Below are 17283 nucleotides of genomic sequence, written 5' to 3' on the forward strand. Positions count from 1 at the left end.
CCTGCATGGAAAACATCGATAAGGTCGTCGTATACGCTGTTTCAAACTCGTCTTTTGTAATTTCTTCCCCGTTCACTTCAGCGACAACATCGGGAACATCATCGAGGTTTACTTCCGGCTCCTGCGGCTGTTCCGCTTCCTGACCTTCAGATTCTGCGCTCTCCTGCTGTTCCTGTTCTTCATCTGATCCTGCTTCTTCTTCGGATTCTCCCCCGCATGCTGCAATAACGGAAAGGGAAATAGCCATACTGGCTGTTAGTAACCATTTTTTACTCAAAGAAAAGCTCCTTTCATATCTATGCTGTTCCGTATTGTATCATACTTCCAGGGTGGAAAGATAACGGAACGCCTGCTCCCACCTGCCTGTTCAAGGATTTACTTCACCGGTTTTCCGCTTTTGACTCGAAGCCAGGGACGTTCTTCTTCCCATGTGATGGACGCCTGCACATCAAAAGCCTCCGAGATCAGCTTATCCGTCAGAACATCTGCTTTGAACCCTTGACAGAGCAGCTTTCCTTCTTTTATAAGCGCCATATTGATAACAGCCGGCGGGAGCTCTCAATGTGATGGGTGACGTATAAAAGCGTCGGGGCATTCGGTTCACTCAGGGCCTGCTGCAGTAAAGAGAGCAGCTCTTCTCTTCCTTTAACGTCAAGACCGGTGCACGGCTCATCAAGGATCAAAAGTCTAGGTTTGATTACCCATGCTCGTGCCAGCATCACACGCCGTTTTTCTCCTTGGGATAAACTGGCTGTATGGTTTATCTGCGTATCTTTCGACTTGAAACCGATCCAGACATTTCAGTGCATAGGCGGTCACCTTTTCGTCGGGATCTTCGTACAAACCAACCGAGGCAAAATAACCACTGATAACAACTTCAAGTGCCGTATCGCTGCTTCTCGTCCGGTAACGGTCGTCAAGTGCATCGCTTACCCAGCCGATTTCCCGGCGCAGCTGCTGCATCGGTACCTGGCCATGTTTCCCCATCCAGCTGTGCACGGTTCCTTCTGTAGGCCAGATATAGCCTGTCAACAGCTGAAGAATCGTTGTTTTTCCAGAGCCGTTTAAGCCGAGCAGTCCGGTATGTACCCCTTGTTCTAAAGAAAAAGAAACATTTTCAAGTCTTGTCTGCCCGCCGGTTTGTACAGTGACCTTCTGCAATTGAAATAATTCCTCCGGCATCGCTGCCTGCCCCCTTTTTTCTTTTCAGTATAACAAAAAATGATCCGGCGCCCGGCCGGATCATTCGATTATTCGTTTATTCGTTGGACGTTTTATAAATTCTCCAGCCAAGCCGGTCAAAATACTCGTCAATAACATCGTCATTTGGTTTTGCATTCGGCTTATTGACCGCTCGGGCGATACTGTAGTGATACTCTGATACAGTATCGAGCGTATCTGCTTCAGGCATCAGCACATTTCCATTATCAAGCTCATAAAAACGAAGCTGTTCAATTAATGACGCTCCCAGATGGATGTCAAAAAACAATTCACGACCTTTGCTGCTTCCCGTTTTTGTGAACCAGTCTTTGCTTACCTCTTCGGTACCCCGTTCTTTACAGAAGTGAATGGATACGCTCAGGTTTTCTTTCAGCGTATACACCTGATGAAACTCATCATATAACCAGTCCTCGCTGTTGCCATTATGCACAATTAATGTTTTAAAATCTTCGTAATTCAAAAATAACCCCCTTTTTCGTATATAGTGCAGATGAATACCGCATTCCCCAGCCTGCAGCTCCTTAAACGAAGAAACCATACCAACATGAAAAATCGGGCTTCTCAAGACAGGTATGTTCGTCTATAATAGACTCTTATCTATAAAACAATATAATGTTTTTCTCTCGTATAAATTGCGGAAATATGGTCCGCGCGTTTCTACCAGGCTGCCGTGAACGGCCTGACTACGAGTGCAGCGACGGTATTTCTATGTATACGTCCGCCTGTCACTCGATCCGTCGGGAGGCAGGCTTTTTTATTTGTATAGGAGCAGATAACTTAAAAAAGGAGCAGACGAATGGAACGATTAAAACAAGCGATTATGGACCGCGGCAGTGTGTTATCCAAAAATGTCCTTAAAGTGGATACGTTTTTAAATCATCAGATTGATACCGTCTTAATGGCAGAGGTAGGAGAAGAATTTGCCCGTATTTTTCAAGAGGAAGGGATTACGAAAGTATTAACGATAGAGTCTTCCGGTATTGCACCAAGCTTTATGGCGGCCACGAAACTAGAAGTGCCGCTCGTATTTGCGAGAAAGCGGAAGTCGCTGACAATGGATGAGCATGTGTATGCCAGTAAAGTTTACTCGTTTACCAAGCAGCAGGAATCCGAAATTGCCGTATCGAAAGATTTTCTGGATCCAGGTGATAAAGTACTGATTCTGGACGATTTTCTTGCTAACGGCCAGGCGGCCAAAGGTTGATCGATATTGTTGAGAAAGCAGAAGCAGTTGTTTCCGGTGTCGGCATTGTTATTGAAAAATCCTTTCAGCCGGGACGGGAACAGCTTGTAAACAGCGGCTACCGGGTCGAATCTCTGGCACGGATCAAATCACTTGATGATGGACGCGTCACTTTTGTCGAATCGCATGCCCCCGTTAAATAAGAAAAGAGAAGGTGAAACAGTACATGAACGACCAGACGGTTCACTATCCGTGGTTTAAGCGGCAGGATCTTGATGCCTTTTTTGCTTTGTTCCAAAATAATCTAGCCAACTTTGTGGTAATTACCGTAACAATGCTTGGTATGGGTTTTCCTGCTTCGATCGTTTTGGAAAAGTAATTCCCGGTACGGCAGTGGCCGTAATGGCAGGAAATTTATATTATGCCTACATGGCTTCCCGGCTTGCTAAAAAAGAAAACAGGAGTGATGTGACGGCTCTTTCTTACGGTGTCAGTACGCCTGTTATGTTTGTCTTTTTATTCGGAGTACTTGCTCCGGCTCTAGCTATTACGAATGATCCGGATCTGGCCTGGAAAATTGCCGTGGCAGCTGCTTTATCAGCGGATTGATCGAAGCCCTTGTGAGTTTGACCGGCAACTGGATCCGTGATCACCTGCCCCGGCCTGCGCTTCTCGGCGCCCTGGCCGTGTGGCGTTTTCCTTTATTGCCGGTGAAATGCTGTTTCATACGTTTGCGATCCCTGTCGTCGGGCTGGTTGCACTGGCCATAATTCTTGTCGGGTTTGTCGGAAAAGTCGTTTTCCCTTTCCGGATGCCGGCGTCTTTACTAGCCGTGATCGTTGGTACTATTCTGGCATTTACGCTTGGATATCAGAGCCCGGGAGAAGTAGCTGAAGGGTTATCTAATGTAGGCTTTTATCCTATTCTGCCCAGCCTGGCCGCATTTGACGGCATGACCTTATTGTTTGGAGCAGCGATAGGACTGCTTGGGGTGCTGCTGCCTATTACAATCTATAACGCCATTGAAACAATGAATAATGTAGAAGCGATGTCTGCGGTTGGAGATTCGTATGATGTCAGGGAATGCCAGGCAGTTGATGGTACTGGTACGATGCTCGGTGCCCTGTTTGGCGGGCTGTTTCCTACGACTGTGTACATAGCAACGATAGGTTCGAAAGAAATGGGAGCCGGGAGGCTACAGTATCTTAAATGCATTTGTTATACTGGCTGCCGCTTGACCGGGATGATTGCAGCACTGTCTGCCCTGATCCCGCTTGCAGCTATAGCGCCGGTACTTGTTTTTGTCGGTATGTCCATGGTAGCGACCGCCTTTTCGACTACGACCAGCCGGTATTTTCCGGCGGTTGCGCTCGCTATGCTTCCATATCTCGCGAACTACACGATGACTCGTTTTAATAATCCGGCCGGAGAAGTGGTGGCTGATATTTCAGAAGGGATCGTTCCTCTTGTCAGGGAGCTCTCTTTACAGCAATACTGCTTGGAGCGGTAACTGTTTCCATTATTGACCGGGAATGGAGACGCGCAGTCCTATTTACGTTAACAGCAGCACTGTTTTCATTTGTTGGGTTTATGCACGCACCTGCACTTGCCTTGAATGCAGCGCCGGATTTCACGGCAGGCTATCTCGTGGTAGCTGTCTTTTTCGCTCTCTGCGCTTGGCAGCAGCGGTAGCCAGACGAAGACAGATCAATGGAAAAACGAAGAACGACGGGTATCTTAAAAGAGCCGGGTTCCTTTAAAAAGGACCCGGTTTTTTCTGTCATCTGTTTGAGTCTGCATCAGCAGGGGTACTGCTTATTATATTCAACCACAACAAGGAGGCAGAAATAGATGGAATTTAAAGATAAACAACAGGACGGCCAGCCCGCTCAACAGCAGCATAAACAACCCGGTGAAGTAGAAGAAATGAATCCGAAACCGGTTCATGATAATCCGGAATATAAAGGTGCCGATAAGCTGAAAGACAAAATAGCACTTATTACAGGTGGAGACAGCGGCATCGGGAAAGCCGCCGCTATTGCATACGCTAAAGAAGGAGCAGATCTTGCGATCGTGTATCTTGATGAGCATGAAGACGCCGAAGAAACCAAAAAGGAAATAGAAAACTACGGCCGTCGCTGTCTGCTGCTGCCAGGTGATGGCGGAGATGATGAATTTGCTAAAAAAGCAGTGGAAGATACAATAAAAGAATTCGGCCGTCTTGATGTACTAATAAATAACGCGGCCGAACAGCACCCTCAGGAAAAAATTGAAGACATTACTAAAGATCAGCTCGAAAAAACGTTTCGAACCAATGTCTTTTCGATGTTTTATTTCATTCAGGCGGCAATGCCTCATTTAAAAGAAGGGGCCGCTATTATTAATACGACGTCTGTCACGGCGTATGACGGTTCAGCCGGTTTAATCGATTACTCTGCTACAAACGGCGCGGTAACGACTCTGATTCGTTCCCTGTCTACCTCGCTTGCTTCGAAAGGAATCCGTGTGAACGGTGTCGCTCCCGGCCCAATCTGGACGCCGCTTATTCCTTCAACATTCGGCGAGGATAAAGTTGAAGGTTTTGGTACGAACACGCCGATGGGACGGCCGGGACAGCCGGCTGAACTGGCACCGGCATTCGTGATGCTTGGTTCCCAGGACTCGAGCTATATGACCGGCCAGGTTATTCATGTCAATGGCGGACGGTTTGTAACTACCTAAATAAAAAGAGATACCTTATCTGTTTATATAACAGCGGGGTATCTCTTTTTTATAGGCTGTATGGCAAGTATGCATCGCTTTCGAAAGGAGCGGACGGCTTTCTTGGTATGGCAGTAGGCAACGATTCGTTCTGGTTCGTTTTTATATATTGTTATCGTCCGTTGCGTAATACCGCTTTTGCTCTCATAAACGAGCTGAATTGGAACCTGTTCTTCAATCGCTCTTTCGATAATACCCTCCATCATCCCCACCTCTTTCTTATATAATCACATTATATAAGAACAAGTGTTCGATGTAAAGCAAACAGTTTTGACATACTGTTTACGTTTGGGACAGAAGATTTGTTATTTCATAAACGACCAATTTTTGATAATCAAAGTCTTCGCCATATCGTGCCTGTATTCCTTCATAGGCTCTTGTTCGTTCAACAGCGAAGTCAGCATCGGATTCTGTTAGCTGTTTTGCTTTAAAGGCAGCCATCGGTTCCTGGATAAACGCAGGTCTTGGCCCCCACGTGAAATGAACGTCTCCGGAAGTGTTGGACACAATTACCTTAGGAACTGATGCTCCTCCAAGCGTCCGAAAAGCATCTATAAAAGCAGGATGATCTTCCTGAATAAATACTTCTGTTGGGATAGCTGCCTGCTCCATTACTTTTGTAATAACAGGAAAGTTCCGGTGCACGTCCTCGCACCAGTCCGAAGCAATAATCGAGCAGTGCAGGTCTGACCTGGTCCGCAGAAAGCTCAGCACTTCCTGCGAATGATCTGTCCAGACAAATCCATTCTGCCACTCTTTCATTTTTTCCTGATAGTCTGGTTTCATTTGTGATTCAAAAGCATCTACGGTGATTCCTTTTCCAATCATATCTGCAATGTTCTGCTGCGCAGGCATTATGTACCCTCCTCGTTATTTTAAACGGATAAACGCTGTAAATACTGCATGCTTTCTTTTACGCTCTCGATAGGCTGCTGCCGGGATTCATCCTGTTCTACGATCTGCCAGTCTGCATCGCTTTGCTCCGCTTTTTTACAATGGCTTCTATATCCATACGTCCTGTTCCGAGCTCTGCAAAAAATGCCTCGTCGTCTCTGGTCATGTCTTTTAGATGGACGAGCGGCAGTCTCTCCTTACAGCGTTCCATCCATTCAAGTGGATCTTCACCGGCTTTCTGCACCCAGTATGTATCGAGCTCAATACTGACAAGTGATGGGTCGGTATGCTCCAGTATAACCGCAAGCGGAAGCTCTCCATCCAGCATCAGCAGTTCAAAATCATGGTTATGGTAGGAAAACGTAATATTTTCTTTCCGGCACGCTTCGCCAATGCGATTGAAAACAGCTGCTAAATCCTTGTATTGCTGGATGCTCCGGCGCCTCTCTGCCTCCAGATACGGGCAGACGATGTGCCGGCAGCCAAGTGCATGAGCAAACTCAATGTGATAGGCAAGATTATTCTCCAGCTCCTCCAGCGGTATATGAAGAGAAGCTGTTTCAAGCTTTATTTGTTTTAAAAACACATGGAGCACTTCAGCTGACATTCCACCGGTGTCCCCTGCCAGTTCAATTCCCTCATATCCCATTCTGGAAACCTGATGCATGGTGCCTTCAAAATCCTCTTTTAATTCGTTTCGAAGTGTATATAACTGCAATGCTGTTTTGGTCACAATTATCCCTCTTTCATCTATTATGTAATGGGTATAGTTTACCATTTTTTGATTATTTAATTGTAATTTTATTAATAAATAAATTTAGTACGTGAAATTATTTATTAAATTAATTGTTGTCTATTATTAAAATAGCCTCTTTCTATTCCCTTCATTATGGTATACCATAACGAAGGGTAGTGATATTTTGAGACTTAATCTTGCAATTATGAATGGTGATGATATTGGGCACGAAATTGTTCCGGCTACAGTAGATATAATGAAAAAAGCTATCATGAATTTTAATGATGTGCACATTTCTTGGAATGATCTCCCCATAGGCTACACTTCTCTAATTGATTATGGTGAAACACTGACTGATGAAACATTAAAAACGTTAGATGAAATGGATGGTTGGATTTTAGGTCCAATTGGTCATGCTGCTTATCCTAAAAATGACCCTGACGCCATAAAACCCTCACCCAATTATTAGAAAAAAATATGATCTTACAAGCAACATTCGACCGAGCCGTTCTTATCATGGAATTCCTTCCTTACACAACAATGTTAATTTGGTTATAGTCGAGAGAATAATGAAGGATTTCAACCAGATCGCAACATGCATACCGGCTCTGGAGAATTCATGCCAAACCCTGATATGGCTATGTCAGTTCGTGTTATTACAAGAACCAATTCAGTAAAGGTTGCTGAAACAGCTTTTAAATTAGCCGAACAGCGCAACAAAAAAGTAACAGTAGTTCATAAAAAATCTGTTTTTAAATTAGGGTGTGGTTTGTTCACAGAATCTTGTCGAAGTGTCGCTGAAAAATTTCCTAATGTAGAGTACAGAGAGGCACATGTAGATTCTATAGCAGCCGAGTTAGTAATGTATCCTGAACATTTCGATGTTTTAGTAACCACAAATATGTTTGGGGATATTTTATCAGATTTAGCCTCTGGTTTGGTTGGTGGTTTAGGAATGGCTCCGGGCCTTTCTGTCGGTCCAAAATACGTTATGGCGCAAGCAACACACGGTTCTGCTCCGGACATAGCAGGTAAAGGAATTGCTAACCCCTACGCATTAATCATGTCTGGTATGATGTTGTTTCATTGGCTTGGTACGAAAACAAATACATCTTCCTTACTCCACGCTTCCAAATATATAGAAGATGCTGTGCACAGTACTATTAAAGCAAAATTAGTCACACCAGACTTAGGCGGCAACTATTCTACTAAACAGATGGCTGAAGCTGTTATGGAACGTCTTCCAACGGCTTAAAAAACCATTCAAATTTAAAATAATGTTGAAACTATTTAATAAAAGGAGTTTTTATATGACCAATATAATAGTTTTAGGAGATTATGAAAGCGTTTTTATAAATTCACCCAAGCTTCAATCTTTAAAAGATCTTAATTGCAGAATTCAAATTTATTCAAAACCTATGTCTGGCACCAAAGTAACGGAAGCTTTGAAAGAGGCCGATATCGTTATTCTAGTTAGAGAGCGTGTTAAATTGACTAAAGAAATTTTATTAGAACTTCCCAACTTGAAAATGATATCTCAAACTGGATCTGGTACTGCCCATATTGATAAAGTGCAAGCAGAAAAACAGAATATATTTATTACTCTGACTGGCGGAACTTCTGGTCCTTCTGTAGTTGAATTAACTTTTGCTCTTATTATTGGGTCCATGCGAATGCTACCAATTCATCAAAAGAACCTTATGGAGAATCGTTGGATTCAGACTCCTGGTTTTGAACTTCAAGGAAAACGATTAGGACTTATTGGATATGGTGAAGTTTCTAAAAAAGTCGCCAAAGTAGCTTCTTGTTTTAATATGGAAGTTGTAACGTGGAGGCCAACAGGAGAAAAAGGGGATGAAGAGATTAAAGTTCTTCCTTTGGAAGAATTAATGAAAACCTCAGATGTAGTTTCCATTCATGTAAGGCTTGTACCCGAGTTAAAAGGAGTAATAGATGCTCAGAAACTACAACTTATGAAAAAAGGAAGTGTTTTGATAAATACCTCAAGAGGCGGGCTATTAGATAATGAAGAGCTCTCACGTTTGTTAGAAAATGGCCATTTGCTAGGGGCAGGTATTGATACATTTCCTGAAGAACCTTTAGTGGAAAACATTTTCAAAAATGCTCCTAATGTTTTATTAACCCCCCATATGTAAACGATAAACTAGAGAGAGCAATTTATCACAATTAAGACAGAGCAGGTTTCCACAAATAAGATTGACCAATTTCCCTACAAATATGACACTTTTAATAGGCTGAGGCTAGTTTATTGAAAGTGAGGAAATTGGAGTGAAGCGATTTATGAAATATGCAGAGATCCGGCAGTTACATGCCGAAGGGTTTTCCATTAACTCGATTGCAAAAAAACTAAATATGTCGAGGAATACGGTAAAAGATTATATGGGGATGGCCCCGGAGGAATTTGAGGATTTTCTCATTTCCCTGCGCCACCGGTCAAAGAAGCTGGATCCCTTCCGGGATCCGATTCTCCACTGGCTGCAGGAGCACCCGGATTTGACTGGGGCCCAGGTCCATGACTGGTTGGAAGAACGGATGAGTTTTCGAGGTGCTACGGAAAATACAGTCCGTAATTATGTGAATGAGCTGCGCGAGATGTACCATATTCCCAAAAAAATACAGCACCGAAACTATTCGGCCACTCCTGAAAGTTTTCCGGGGCAGCAGGGGCAAGTCGATTTTGGACAAACCGTCGTGAAAAAGAAAACGGGAGGACACAAACGCCTTTACTTCATTGCTTTTGTCCTGTCCCATTCTCGCTATAAGTATGTCGAGTGGCTGGATCGTCCCTTCCGCACGGCTGACGTCGTAAGATGTCATGAAAATGCGTTTGCCTATTACGAAGGAATGCCGGCGGAGATGGTTTATGATCAAGATGCGCTGCTCGCCGTCAGTGAGAACGCCGGAGATCTCATTTTAACAGCCGAATTTACCAAATACCAAACAGCACGAGGCTTTAAAGTGTACCTTTGCCGGAAAAGTGATCCAGAATCAAAAGGGAAAATCGAACAGGTCGTGAAGTTTGTGAAATACAACTTCAGCAAAAACCGAGTGTTCGATCAATTAGCGACGTGGAATGAAGCCTGCTTGGCCTGGTTAAAGCGGACCGGCAATAGGAAAGTGCATCACAACATAAAAAGAGACCTTTCGAAGTGCACGCCCTGGAAAAGCAACACTTACAAAAAGTCTCTACTACTTACCTATTTGAACATCATCTTTCCTCCAGTATACCAAGAACGATTCATAAGGACAATGTCATTCGTTACCTGCAGAATCGATATAGCGTGCCCTCAGGCACGTATCGAGAACAGGCATCAAATAAAGCATACCTCCAGATCATAGAGGGGCGTACCCTTTTGATTCGCTTAAAACCAACGGGCCCTGTGTTAGCAACACACCCTCTTTCCGAGAAAAAAGGGATCGTTATTTCAGACCCGCGGCATCGAGTGAAAAGCGAATCCAAGCGCAGTCTTTTAATTCATGAACTGTCGGACGCTTTTTCTAACAAAGCAGGTATTCAGTGGTTTATCGAAGCATTAACAGAAAAATACCCACGGCATTTGATCGATCAATTGAAGGTGATTCAACAAACCATTCGAGCCCATCCAAACAGCATAGAAGCAGCTCTAAAAGATATTCAAAAGCTCCAATTAATCAGTGGCAACGATTTTCGCGATATGGCTTATTCCCTGGACCGGCAGGTCCAGCTCTCTTCTTCTCCTGACGTTTCACTCAACCCAAAATACATGGAATGGAAAGCGCCTGAACGATCAAGCGATACATACTTGAACGTATTGAAGGGAGGGCGAGGGTCATGAGCCATCCTTTTGAGTTGTTACAACAGCAATGCCGAACCCTACGGTTGGCTGAAACAGCCAAAGAGCTGCCGACTCTTCTCCGTAAAGCAGAAGCTAAAGGGTGGACGTATCATGAGTTCACCCATGAACTTTTGACGTACGAGCTCCAGTGTCGGGAACAAAAAACCATCGAACGACTCATGAAGTGGGCAGAGTTTCCAGAAATAAAAACACTAGCTGCGTATGATTTAAAAGAACAAAATGCATTAGGAGAAAAGCAATTCAATGTCTTGAAAGATCTTCATTGGGTGGAAGATGATTTCACGCTCATTTTGATGGGACCGACAGGTGCAGGCAAAACACACCTGTCCGTCGCATTAGGCGTGCATGCCGTCGAACGAGGGTTTCAAGTCTCTTTTATTTCGATGGCCAATCTGATGTATATCTTAAAAACACGAGAGCACATCAAAAAATCCAACACCCGGTATAAACGGATCATTGGATCGGATCTCATCATCATCGATGATGTCATGTATATGACGTACGAAATGCATGAAGCGCATCTTTTCTTCCAATTTATTTATGACCTCTATGGAAAGGCTGCCTTCATCTTAACGTCAAATAAAGGACCGAATGAATGGGGAAAGTTCTTAGGTGACCCTACCCTGACCACGGCGATCTTAGATCGCCTCCTTCACCGCAGTGAAATCATTACGTTTGGCGAAGAAATGGACAGCATTCGCATGAAATATCGAAAAACATTGTTTCCCGAAACAAGTGGTCTATCTTAATTGGTGAAAGTTGATCTATCTTATTTATGAAAATTGATCTATCCTACTTGACGGTTACATATCGGCTATATAACCTGGGAAGTATTACAGCGCTTTGCAGAAGGTTCTTTAAATAATGTATTAGAACATTATTCTTTTGAATAAAATTTATTAAAAATATAAAGACACCTCTATTATTAAGGTGTCTTTAATTATATTCTGAAGTCTATCAATAAATATCAAATTTACTTTTTTAGCTTTATAACTTTTATGGACGTCAATACATGATCTAAACTATTATAATGTTGCTTTCGAGTTACGTTTTCAGCTAAAAAAGCATCTCCTTTTTTTCTCGCTTCTACTATTTCCACATGCTCATGTATATTAGTAGTAAGTCTTCCATCTACCGATAGTGAAGTAGATCTCATTAAATTAATACTCGACTGTAAGGAATGGAAAATATTAATTACATACAAATTTTCAGTACTTTTCGCAATTAGTTGATGAAAAGAACCATTAATTATAGTTTGTTCCTTAATATCATTTTTAGTAGCTGCTTCTTTTGCCTGAATTATCATATTTTCTAATTCAGATATCACTTTTTCATTACCCTTTTCTGTTACTAATCTAACTGCCAGTCCTTCAATGTATTCCCTAACGTCGTATAAATCTTTAACCTCTTCTTCTGTAAAGAAAGGAATCATCATTCCTTTTCTTCCTTTTTCAATTATTAATCCTTCTAATTTCAATTTATTGAATGCATCTCTTACCGGTGTTCGACTCACTCCCAGTTTTTCTGCTATTTCCCTTTCTTTTAAATAATCACCAGGCGAAAATAGCCATTCGTAATAAGTTCATGCAATTTATTTAAAACTAAATATTTTTTTTCCATTTTTCACCTCTCTGCTATCTTAACTGGGATTAACTATTCACTCTCTCATAAAAATAATAAAATTTTATTCCAAAATAGATAATCCCATCACTGGCCAATAATAGAAAGCTGCAGCTAATGTTACAATAATTATAGCAAGCGTAACTGGGAGTCCTACCTTAAAGAAATCAATACTCGTATAATACCCTAGAGAATAAGTTGTCATGCTCCCTATTGCTTGGGTAGGGATAAAGAAAGATGTACTACTAGCCATTAAGTAAACCATTCCAAGCCACACTGGATTAATATCACTAATTATACCCAAAGTTAGTATAAGCGGCATAGTAGAAGCAACCATAGAGTTAAAATTAGTGAATCCAATTCTAATAATAATTATTATTAGCATGACACTAAATGATAAAGCTAATGGTTGAACGCTTTCCAGCCTATATAATATATTATCAGCTATAAATTCAATTACTCCTCCAGACTCAAAAGCTGATGCGATAGCTAATCCAGCTGCAAAAAGTATTGGAACTCCCCAATCTACCTTCTTTTCTTGCCTCTTCCCACTTGATGATTTCTATACCAGGTAAAAATAAAATAATCATAGCTACTAGAGATACCATCGAAATAGAGATGGTATGCCACTCATTTGTAACCCAACCAAGTATTAATACTAGGTAAATGGCAATTAATTTCTTCTCTGTTTTTTTTACTTTTCCCATATTGTTTAATTTTGTGTGGAATAACACTGTATTCATTTTTTCAGCATTATTTAATGGAAACCAATAATTTAAAGAAAACCATAAGATTATTAACGTAAATATTGTAATCGGTGAAATTAATAATAACCAATAAAGATACCCCCATTGATAATCTAAAGTTGCTTCAAACAAACCTGCAGCATAGATAGATCCACTGGCTCCTGTGATTATAGCTACAGTAGTTATATAAGGAACAAAAGTGATCGTTAGAATTAAAGCCTTTCTGAAATTTTCTTTATTCTTCGATTTTATACTATCAATTACTCCTTGAGAGATAGGTAATAACATCGATAAGCGTGCCATAGAATTTGGTATTAGAAAAGTTAATATATAACCTAATACTATAAAAATTATAATAACTTTCTTTTCACTTTTTCCAAACAACGCCAAAGATTTATATGCAATTCTTTTATCCAAAAGAGTTTTTCTACTGCTGTACCTAAAACTAAAACAGATATAACTAGCCAAATTACTGGTTCACCTAACCCTGAAACTACCTTTTCAAAAGAAGAATTCCAAAAAAAGTAAATAATATCATTATTAAAATTCCAGTTATAGGCGCTGGCATAATATTTAAAAACCACATCATAATTCCAAAAATAAAAATACTTATAGTAGTAACCGGATATGGTTGAGAGACTATATTCGTTTCAAATTGGTATATAGTAATAATCCCTATTACACATAGTATAATAATGCTTAATCTACCCATGTCAGCACCTTCTTTTTGTAAATAAAGCAGCAGCCTTTATTGGCTGCTGCTTTCTAAATTATTTTGTAAGCTTAATTATATCGTTGAAATTAGTAATTTTTTCCCAATTATAAAAATCATGTATAAGTTGATTTGCCTGTTCCTTTCCTATAATAGGTTCGGTTAAATTTAAGAATTTGGATTTTATTTCTTTATCTTTCATGGATTATCAATACTACCCGTAGCATGTTTTACGTGATATTCATGAACCGAACCATCTTTTAATGTTACTTTGGTATAAGCTTCATCACTTTTGTAATCATTATCAACAGTAGGACTTATCTTTTCCCGGAATTCTATTACTTCTTTCGAATTAACAACTTCATCTGAATACTGTTTTTCTCCTGCTGCGCCATATAAATAGCCAACTGCCGCAGAGTGATAGATACTAAATTTCCTTCTAGTCCTGTATTTGGCTCCTTTTTACCCGTTAATTCAAGAACATATGGATTTACAGTGATTTCTATTTTTTTTACATCTTCCGGATCAGCCACTTTATTAAGTCAATACAAGTATCAATTGAAGGATGAAGCACTATTCCACACGCATAAGGTTTAAAACTATTTTTTAGAAGTTCCCACTGCTTTCCCCAGTTAACATTCACTTGTTCCAAATCGTGCTCTGGAGCTAGGACATTAGCAAATCCTCTTTTAGCTTCTAGAACTGTTTAGAACTTGTAAAACCTCTTTTTGCTAAAAGTGCTGCTAACAATCCATTTTGAGCAGCCTTTCCAGGGTGAAATGGTTTAGTCATTGTACCAAACATTTCTCTTAAACCACTAGCTTGTGTGCCGGCTACACCTAAGCTATTTAATATTTGCTCTTCCTTCATATCCAATATAAACAGCAGCTGCAATCGCTGAGCCAAATACCCTGCTGTACTAGTTATATGCCACCCTAAATCGTAATGACTTGGGTATACTGCGTTACTAATTCTTAATTCAGCTTCACATCCTAATATAAAAGCAAGAAGCAATTTATCAGGTTCAACACTATATTTTTCACCAAGTGCAAAAACGACTGGAGCTACCGGTCCACTCGGATGATGAATAGTGTCGAGATGCGTGTCATCAAAATCAAAAATATGAGAAGACATTCCATTAATAAGCGTAGCTGTTAGCATGTCACTTTTATCTTTTCTTCCAAGAATGGTGATTTCCTCGCTCCAATTTAATTCTTCTTTTAAATCTAACACCATGTCTACTGATGGATGATGAGAAGCTCCTATAGCTACTCCTAGCCAATTTAGCAAACTTTTCTGACCATGAAGCTTAACTTCCTCTGGGATATTTTCTAATTTCGTATTTAGTATGTTTTTAACTAGTGTTTTTGTCGTCATTTTATTCCTCCTGTGTAGTTGAAGATACTTTTTTTATCGCATTAGCCATTGCTTTTCTTACATGATATTTCGTAATTGATTCGGCCAGCATTGGATCTCCTTGTTTAATAGCTTCTAAGATCATCCAATGTTCTTTAATGTTTTTAGTGGGTCTTCCTGATTGTGATAATGATTTTGACATTACAAGGCTGATATGAGACTGAAGAGTTTCCATTATACTTTCTAAATATTGATTGCCAGATCTCTTTGCTAATTCTTGGTGGAAAGATGAATTGATTTTAGAAAGTTTTCCTATGTCGTTTTCATTTGCAGCTTTTTCAGCTTCATGAATGATATTCTCTAAAATTTCAATATCATTTTCTGTAGCTCTTCGGGCCAAAGCATTAGCACCTAATCCTTCCAATAATTCTCTCACTTCATAGAGCTGTTTTACAGAATCTATGCTAACTGTAATAACTCTAACGCCTTTATTTGGTTCGTGTTTGACTAAACCATACTTTTCTAACTTTCTTAAACTCTCTCTTATGGGTGTTCGGCTTACTCCTAGAGATTTTGCTAATGACCTCTCCGTGAGCATCTCTCCAGAAGCAATTTCTCCAGATACTATTGCATTCCATAAATGATCAAACACGGAATTTGGCTTTGATGAAGAATTCTCAACGGGCATTATCTCATTCTCCTTCTAATTATAAACTAGGTATTATTAGGTTTTCTAAAACTCTTAATAATAGGTACAAACAAGCTTAATCCGGCTAAGACTAGTAATACTGCAGCAATCGGCTGAGAAAAAATGAATCCAACGTCTCCTCCTGAAACTACCATAGCTCTTCGGAAGTTCACTTCCATTAAAAAACCAAGAACCATCGCTAGCACTACAGGTGTTGTTGGTATGTTCGCTTTTCTGAATATATAGCCTACCACTCCAAATATCAACATAATCCAGACAGGATACATAGAATTACTATAAGCGTATGCACCTAAAATACATATACTACCTACTATTATACCTAATATATGCTTGGGAATAAGTGTTACCCTTACCCACATGTGCACTCCTAACAAGCCAAACGCTAACATAAGAGGAGCAGTGAGCAATAATGAAGCGAAAATGGAATAAGGTATTTCCGGTGTTCTTGTAAACAACATTGGCCCTGGTTCAAGACCATGAATCGTAAGTGCTCCAATTAATATAGCAGCACTTGCCGAACCTGGAATTCCAAGTGCTAACAATGGACCCAATGAACCCGGTACCGCTGCATTATTAGCACCTTCTGAAGCAGCAATTCCTTCTGGGTTACCTTGTCCAAATGATTCTTTATCTTTGGCTGTTCTTTTTGCCTCGTTATAACTAATTAATGAAGCAATGGTCGTACCGGCACCAGGGATAACGCCGATAACATAACCAATCAAAGGAGCGCGCACTAAAGTTAATTTAATCTTTCTTAAAGCAGTTAATGACCCCTCGAAACCCTTTATTTTAGTTATTTCTCTTTTCTGAGGCTGACCTGACGTTTCAATCATATTGAAAACTTCTGACAGTGCAAATAATCCTATTAAAGCTGGTAAGAAAGGAACTCCCGAATACAAATCGTTTGTAAAAGCAAATCTTACTACTCCATCAACTGGATCAATACCGATAGTAATAACCATTAATCCAAACAGCATAGCTATCAAACTTTTCAGCATTGAACCTTGGCTTAAACTACTTACTAAACTTAAACCAAAAACTGCTAGTGCGAAATATTCAGCCGGACCAAACTGTAGAGCAACTCCAGCTACTGGAACAGCAGTGAATATTAAGAGAATCGCACTAATTACAGCTCCTATTGCCGAAGCCACAATGGAAACAGTTAATGCTTTTCCTGCTTCTCCTTTTTGCGTAAGAGGATATCCATCAAATGAGGTAGCAGCTGCAGCGGGAGTTCCTGGAGCATTTAGTACAATGGCAGTTATACCACCACCGTATTCGGCAGCTACATATAAAGTAATAAGTAGAATCAACCCTGGGATAGGATCCATAGTGAATGTAAATGGGATTAATAAAGCGATACCTATACTTGGAGTTAATCCCGGCAAAGCACCTATAAAATAACCCACCAGAGTGCCTAATAAAATCATTAACATTATTTCTATAGTAAATAAAGTGGAAAAGCCCGTCATTAAGTTCTCAAACATTA

General features: G+C 40.6%; 25 protein-coding genes, 3 pseudogenes and 1 riboswitch. Of the genes and pseudogenes, 11 read left to right on the forward strand and 17 right to left on the reverse strand.

The window, feature by feature from the left end:
- From MMY81_RS09990 to MMY81_RS10010, 5 genes and pseudogenes are all read right to left on the reverse strand, one after another.
- Positions 1-277, reverse strand: a pseudogene (locus tag MMY81_RS09990) (SurA N-terminal domain-containing protein); the annotation flags it as partial.
- 98 nt (positions 278-375) lie between these two features.
- The gene (locus tag MMY81_RS09995) at positions 376-534 is read right to left on the reverse strand and encodes a hypothetical protein (RefSeq protein WP_252312745.1); all 159 of its coding nucleotides are present in this window, start codon (positions 532-534) and stop codon (positions 376-378) included.
- Complete coding sequence (locus tag MMY81_RS10000) at positions 522-719, reverse strand: ATP-binding cassette domain-containing protein (RefSeq protein ID WP_374561668.1); 198 nt, start codon at positions 717-719, stop codon at positions 522-524. The genes MMY81_RS09995 and MMY81_RS10000 overlap by 13 nt, the downstream gene beginning before the upstream one ends.
- On the reverse strand, positions 688-1182 hold the full coding sequence (locus MMY81_RS10005) for an ATP-binding cassette domain-containing protein (RefSeq protein ID WP_252312747.1): 495 nt from the start codon (positions 1180-1182) through the stop codon (positions 688-690). The genes MMY81_RS10000 and MMY81_RS10005 overlap by 32 nt, the downstream gene beginning before the upstream one ends.
- A 76-nt stretch (positions 1183-1258) precedes the next feature.
- Positions 1259-1681 carry a hypothetical protein gene (locus MMY81_RS10010; protein ID WP_252312748.1) on the reverse strand — a complete coding sequence of 141 codons (423 nt, stop codon included), beginning with the start codon at positions 1679-1681 and terminating at the stop codon, positions 1259-1261.
- A gap of 143 nt (positions 1682-1824) precedes the next feature.
- A riboswitch (purine riboswitch) is annotated at positions 1825-1927 on the forward strand.
- A 90-nt stretch (positions 1928-2017) separates the two neighbouring features.
- Here MMY81_RS10010 and MMY81_RS10015 point away from each other — a divergent pair.
- From MMY81_RS10015 to MMY81_RS10025, 5 genes and pseudogenes are all read left to right on the forward strand, one after another.
- Positions 2018-2607: pseudogene (locus MMY81_RS10015) on the forward strand (xanthine phosphoribosyltransferase).
- Between the two features lie 23 nt (positions 2608-2630).
- Positions 2631-2783 (forward strand): hypothetical protein, encoded by a 153-nt coding sequence (locus MMY81_RS33965; RefSeq protein WP_308215296.1) that lies wholly within the window; start codon positions 2631-2633, stop codon positions 2781-2783.
- A 23-nt stretch (positions 2784-2806) separates the two neighbouring features.
- Positions 2807-3013: a hypothetical protein gene (locus MMY81_RS33970; protein WP_308215297.1), complete on the forward strand. Its 207-nt coding sequence runs from the start codon at positions 2807-2809 to the stop codon at positions 3011-3013.
- A gap of 79 nt (positions 3014-3092) precedes the next feature.
- Positions 3093-3914 carry a SulP family inorganic anion transporter gene (locus MMY81_RS33975; RefSeq protein WP_308215298.1) on the forward strand — a complete coding sequence of 274 codons (822 nt, stop codon included), beginning with the start codon at positions 3093-3095 and terminating at the stop codon, positions 3912-3914.
- 341 nt (positions 3915-4255) lie between these two features.
- Positions 4256-5125, forward strand: a complete 870-nt coding sequence (locus MMY81_RS10025; protein WP_252312749.1) for an SDR family oxidoreductase — start codon at positions 4256-4258, stop codon at positions 5123-5125.
- Positions 5126-5148: 23 nt separating this feature from the next.
- Here the strand turns inward: MMY81_RS10025 and MMY81_RS10030 are convergent, their stop codons facing one another.
- From MMY81_RS10030 to MMY81_RS10040, 3 genes are all read right to left on the reverse strand, one after another.
- Positions 5149-5370, reverse strand: coding sequence for a hypothetical protein (locus MMY81_RS10030; RefSeq protein WP_252312750.1), 222 nt, complete (start codon positions 5368-5370; stop codon positions 5149-5151).
- Positions 5371-5446: 76 nt separating this feature from the next.
- Complete coding sequence (locus tag MMY81_RS10035; RefSeq protein WP_252312751.1) at positions 5447-6019, reverse strand: thioredoxin family protein; 573 nt, start codon at positions 6017-6019, stop codon at positions 5447-5449.
- A gap of 97 nt (positions 6020-6116) precedes the next feature.
- Positions 6117-6791, reverse strand: a complete 675-nt coding sequence (locus MMY81_RS10040; protein ID WP_252312752.1) for a sugar phosphate isomerase/epimerase family protein — start codon at positions 6789-6791, stop codon at positions 6117-6119.
- Between the two features lie 187 nt (positions 6792-6978).
- Here MMY81_RS10040 and MMY81_RS10045 point away from each other — a divergent pair, with 187 nt between their 5' ends.
- The 6 genes from MMY81_RS10045 to istB all read left to right on the forward strand — a co-directional run bounded on the left by MMY81_RS10045 (position 6979) and on the right by istB (position 11400).
- Positions 6979-7263, forward strand: a complete 285-nt coding sequence (locus MMY81_RS10045) for an isocitrate/isopropylmalate family dehydrogenase (protein WP_252312753.1) — start codon at positions 6979-6981, stop codon at positions 7261-7263.
- A 150-nt stretch (positions 7264-7413) separates the two neighbouring features.
- Positions 7414-8049, forward strand: a complete 636-nt coding sequence (locus tag MMY81_RS10050; protein ID WP_252312754.1) for an isocitrate/isopropylmalate family dehydrogenase — start codon at positions 7414-7416, stop codon at positions 8047-8049.
- Positions 8050-8104: 55 nt separating this feature from the next.
- A complete protein-coding gene (locus MMY81_RS10055) occupies positions 8105-8950 on the forward strand; it encodes an NAD(P)-dependent oxidoreductase (protein ID WP_252312755.1) in 846 nt (281 codons plus the stop codon).
- 133 nt (positions 8951-9083) lie between these two features.
- Positions 9084-10154: an IS21 family transposase gene (gene istA / locus MMY81_RS10060; protein WP_252312756.1), complete on the forward strand. Its 1071-nt coding sequence runs from the start codon at positions 9084-9086 to the stop codon at positions 10152-10154.
- A gap of 14 nt (positions 10155-10168) precedes the next feature.
- On the forward strand, positions 10169-10630 hold the full coding sequence (locus MMY81_RS10065; protein ID WP_252312757.1) for a hypothetical protein: 462 nt from the start codon (positions 10169-10171) through the stop codon (positions 10628-10630).
- Complete coding sequence (gene istB / locus MMY81_RS10070) at positions 10627-11400, forward strand: IS21-like element helper ATPase IstB (protein ID WP_252311436.1); 774 nt, start codon at positions 10627-10629, stop codon at positions 11398-11400. Before MMY81_RS10065 ends, istB begins: the two co-directional genes overlap by 4 nt.
- Positions 11401-11624: 224 nt before the next feature.
- Here istB and MMY81_RS10075 read toward each other — a convergent pair whose 3' ends face one another.
- From MMY81_RS10075 to MMY81_RS10100, 9 genes and pseudogenes are all read right to left on the reverse strand, one after another.
- Positions 11625-12086: a GntR family transcriptional regulator gene (locus tag MMY81_RS10075; protein ID WP_308215304.1), complete on the reverse strand. Its 462-nt coding sequence runs from the start codon at positions 12084-12086 to the stop codon at positions 11625-11627.
- A 6-nt stretch (positions 12087-12092) separates the two neighbouring features.
- Positions 12093-12203: pseudogene (locus MMY81_RS33330) on the reverse strand (GntR family transcriptional regulator); the annotation flags it as partial.
- 132 nt (positions 12204-12335) lie between these two features.
- Positions 12336-12782, reverse strand: a complete 447-nt coding sequence (locus tag MMY81_RS35140; protein WP_374561669.1) for an anion permease — start codon at positions 12780-12782, stop codon at positions 12336-12338.
- The gene (locus MMY81_RS10080; protein ID WP_252312759.1) at positions 12742-13485 is read right to left on the reverse strand and encodes an SLC13 family permease; all 744 of its coding nucleotides are present in this window, start codon (positions 13483-13485) and stop codon (positions 12742-12744) included. Before MMY81_RS10080 ends, MMY81_RS35140 begins: the two co-directional genes overlap by 41 nt.
- 442 nt (positions 13486-13927) lie before the next feature.
- Positions 13928-14155, reverse strand: coding sequence for a hypothetical protein (locus MMY81_RS35145; protein WP_374561671.1), 228 nt, complete (start codon positions 14153-14155; stop codon positions 13928-13930).
- Complete coding sequence (locus tag MMY81_RS10085; RefSeq protein WP_252312760.1) at positions 14068-14262, reverse strand: hypothetical protein; 195 nt, start codon at positions 14260-14262, stop codon at positions 14068-14070. The genes MMY81_RS35145 and MMY81_RS10085 overlap by 88 nt, the downstream gene beginning before the upstream one ends.
- Positions 14263-14425: 163 nt before the next feature.
- Positions 14426-15106, reverse strand: a complete 681-nt coding sequence (locus MMY81_RS10090; RefSeq protein WP_252312761.1) for an MmgE/PrpD family protein — start codon at positions 15104-15106, stop codon at positions 14426-14428.
- Position 15107: 1 nt separating this feature from the next.
- Entirely contained in the window at positions 15108-15773 is a 666-nt protein-coding gene (locus MMY81_RS10095) for a GntR family transcriptional regulator (protein ID WP_252312762.1), read from the reverse strand.
- 26 nt (positions 15774-15799) lie between these two features.
- Complete coding sequence (locus MMY81_RS10100) at positions 15800-17281, reverse strand: tripartite tricarboxylate transporter permease (protein ID WP_252312763.1); 1482 nt, start codon at positions 17279-17281, stop codon at positions 15800-15802.
- Between the last annotated feature and the right edge of the window lie 2 nt (positions 17282-17283).

Source organism: Sinobaca sp. H24 (genome assembly GCF_023845525.1).

What these genes read in the sequence shown, in the direction of transcription:
- MMY81_RS09995 (WP_252312745.1), bottom strand. Translation starts at nt 534, where the DNA reads ATGGCGCTTATAAAAGAAGGAAAGCTGCTCTGTCAAGGGTTCAAAGCA.
- MMY81_RS10000 (WP_374561668.1), bottom strand. Translation starts at nt 719, where the DNA reads ATGCTGGCACGAGCATGGGTAATCAAACCTAGACTTTTGATCCTTGAT.
- MMY81_RS10005 (WP_252312747.1), bottom strand. Translation starts at nt 1,182, where the DNA reads ATGCCGGAGGAATTATTTCAATTGCAGAAGGTCACTGTACAAACCGGC.
- MMY81_RS33965 (WP_308215296.1), top strand. Translation starts at nt 2,631, where the DNA reads ATGAACGACCAGACGGTTCACTATCCGTGGTTTAAGCGGCAGGATCTT.
- MMY81_RS33970 (WP_308215297.1), top strand. Translation starts at nt 2,807, where the DNA reads ATGGCAGGAAATTTATATTATGCCTACATGGCTTCCCGGCTTGCTAAA.
- MMY81_RS10025 (WP_252312749.1), top strand. Translation starts at nt 4,256, where the DNA reads ATGGAATTTAAAGATAAACAACAGGACGGCCAGCCCGCTCAACAGCAG.
- MMY81_RS10030 (WP_252312750.1), bottom strand. Translation starts at nt 5,370, where the DNA reads ATGATGGAGGGTATTATCGAAAGAGCGATTGAAGAACAGGTTCCAATT.
- MMY81_RS10035 (WP_252312751.1), bottom strand. Translation starts at nt 6,019, where the DNA reads ATGCCTGCGCAGCAGAACATTGCAGATATGATTGGAAAAGGAATCACC.
- MMY81_RS10050 (WP_252312754.1), top strand. Translation starts at nt 7,414, where the DNA reads ATGCCAAACCCTGATATGGCTATGTCAGTTCGTGTTATTACAAGAACC.
- MMY81_RS10055 (WP_252312755.1), top strand. Translation starts at nt 8,105, where the DNA reads ATGACCAATATAATAGTTTTAGGAGATTATGAAAGCGTTTTTATAAAT.
- istB (WP_252311436.1), top strand. Translation starts at nt 10,627, where the DNA reads ATGAGCCATCCTTTTGAGTTGTTACAACAGCAATGCCGAACCCTACGG.
- MMY81_RS10075 (WP_308215304.1), bottom strand. Translation starts at nt 12,086, where the DNA reads ATGATGATTCCTTTCTTTACAGAAGAAGAGGTTAAAGATTTATACGAC.
- MMY81_RS10090 (WP_252312761.1), bottom strand. Translation starts at nt 15,106, where the DNA reads ATGACGACAAAAACACTAGTTAAAAACATACTAAATACGAAATTAGAA.
- MMY81_RS10095 (WP_252312762.1), bottom strand. Translation starts at nt 15,773, where the DNA reads ATGCCCGTTGAGAATTCTTCATCAAAGCCAAATTCCGTGTTTGATCAT.
- MMY81_RS10100 (WP_252312763.1), bottom strand. Translation starts at nt 17,281, where the DNA reads ATGTTTGAGAACTTAATGACGGGCTTTTCCACTTTATTTACTATAGAA.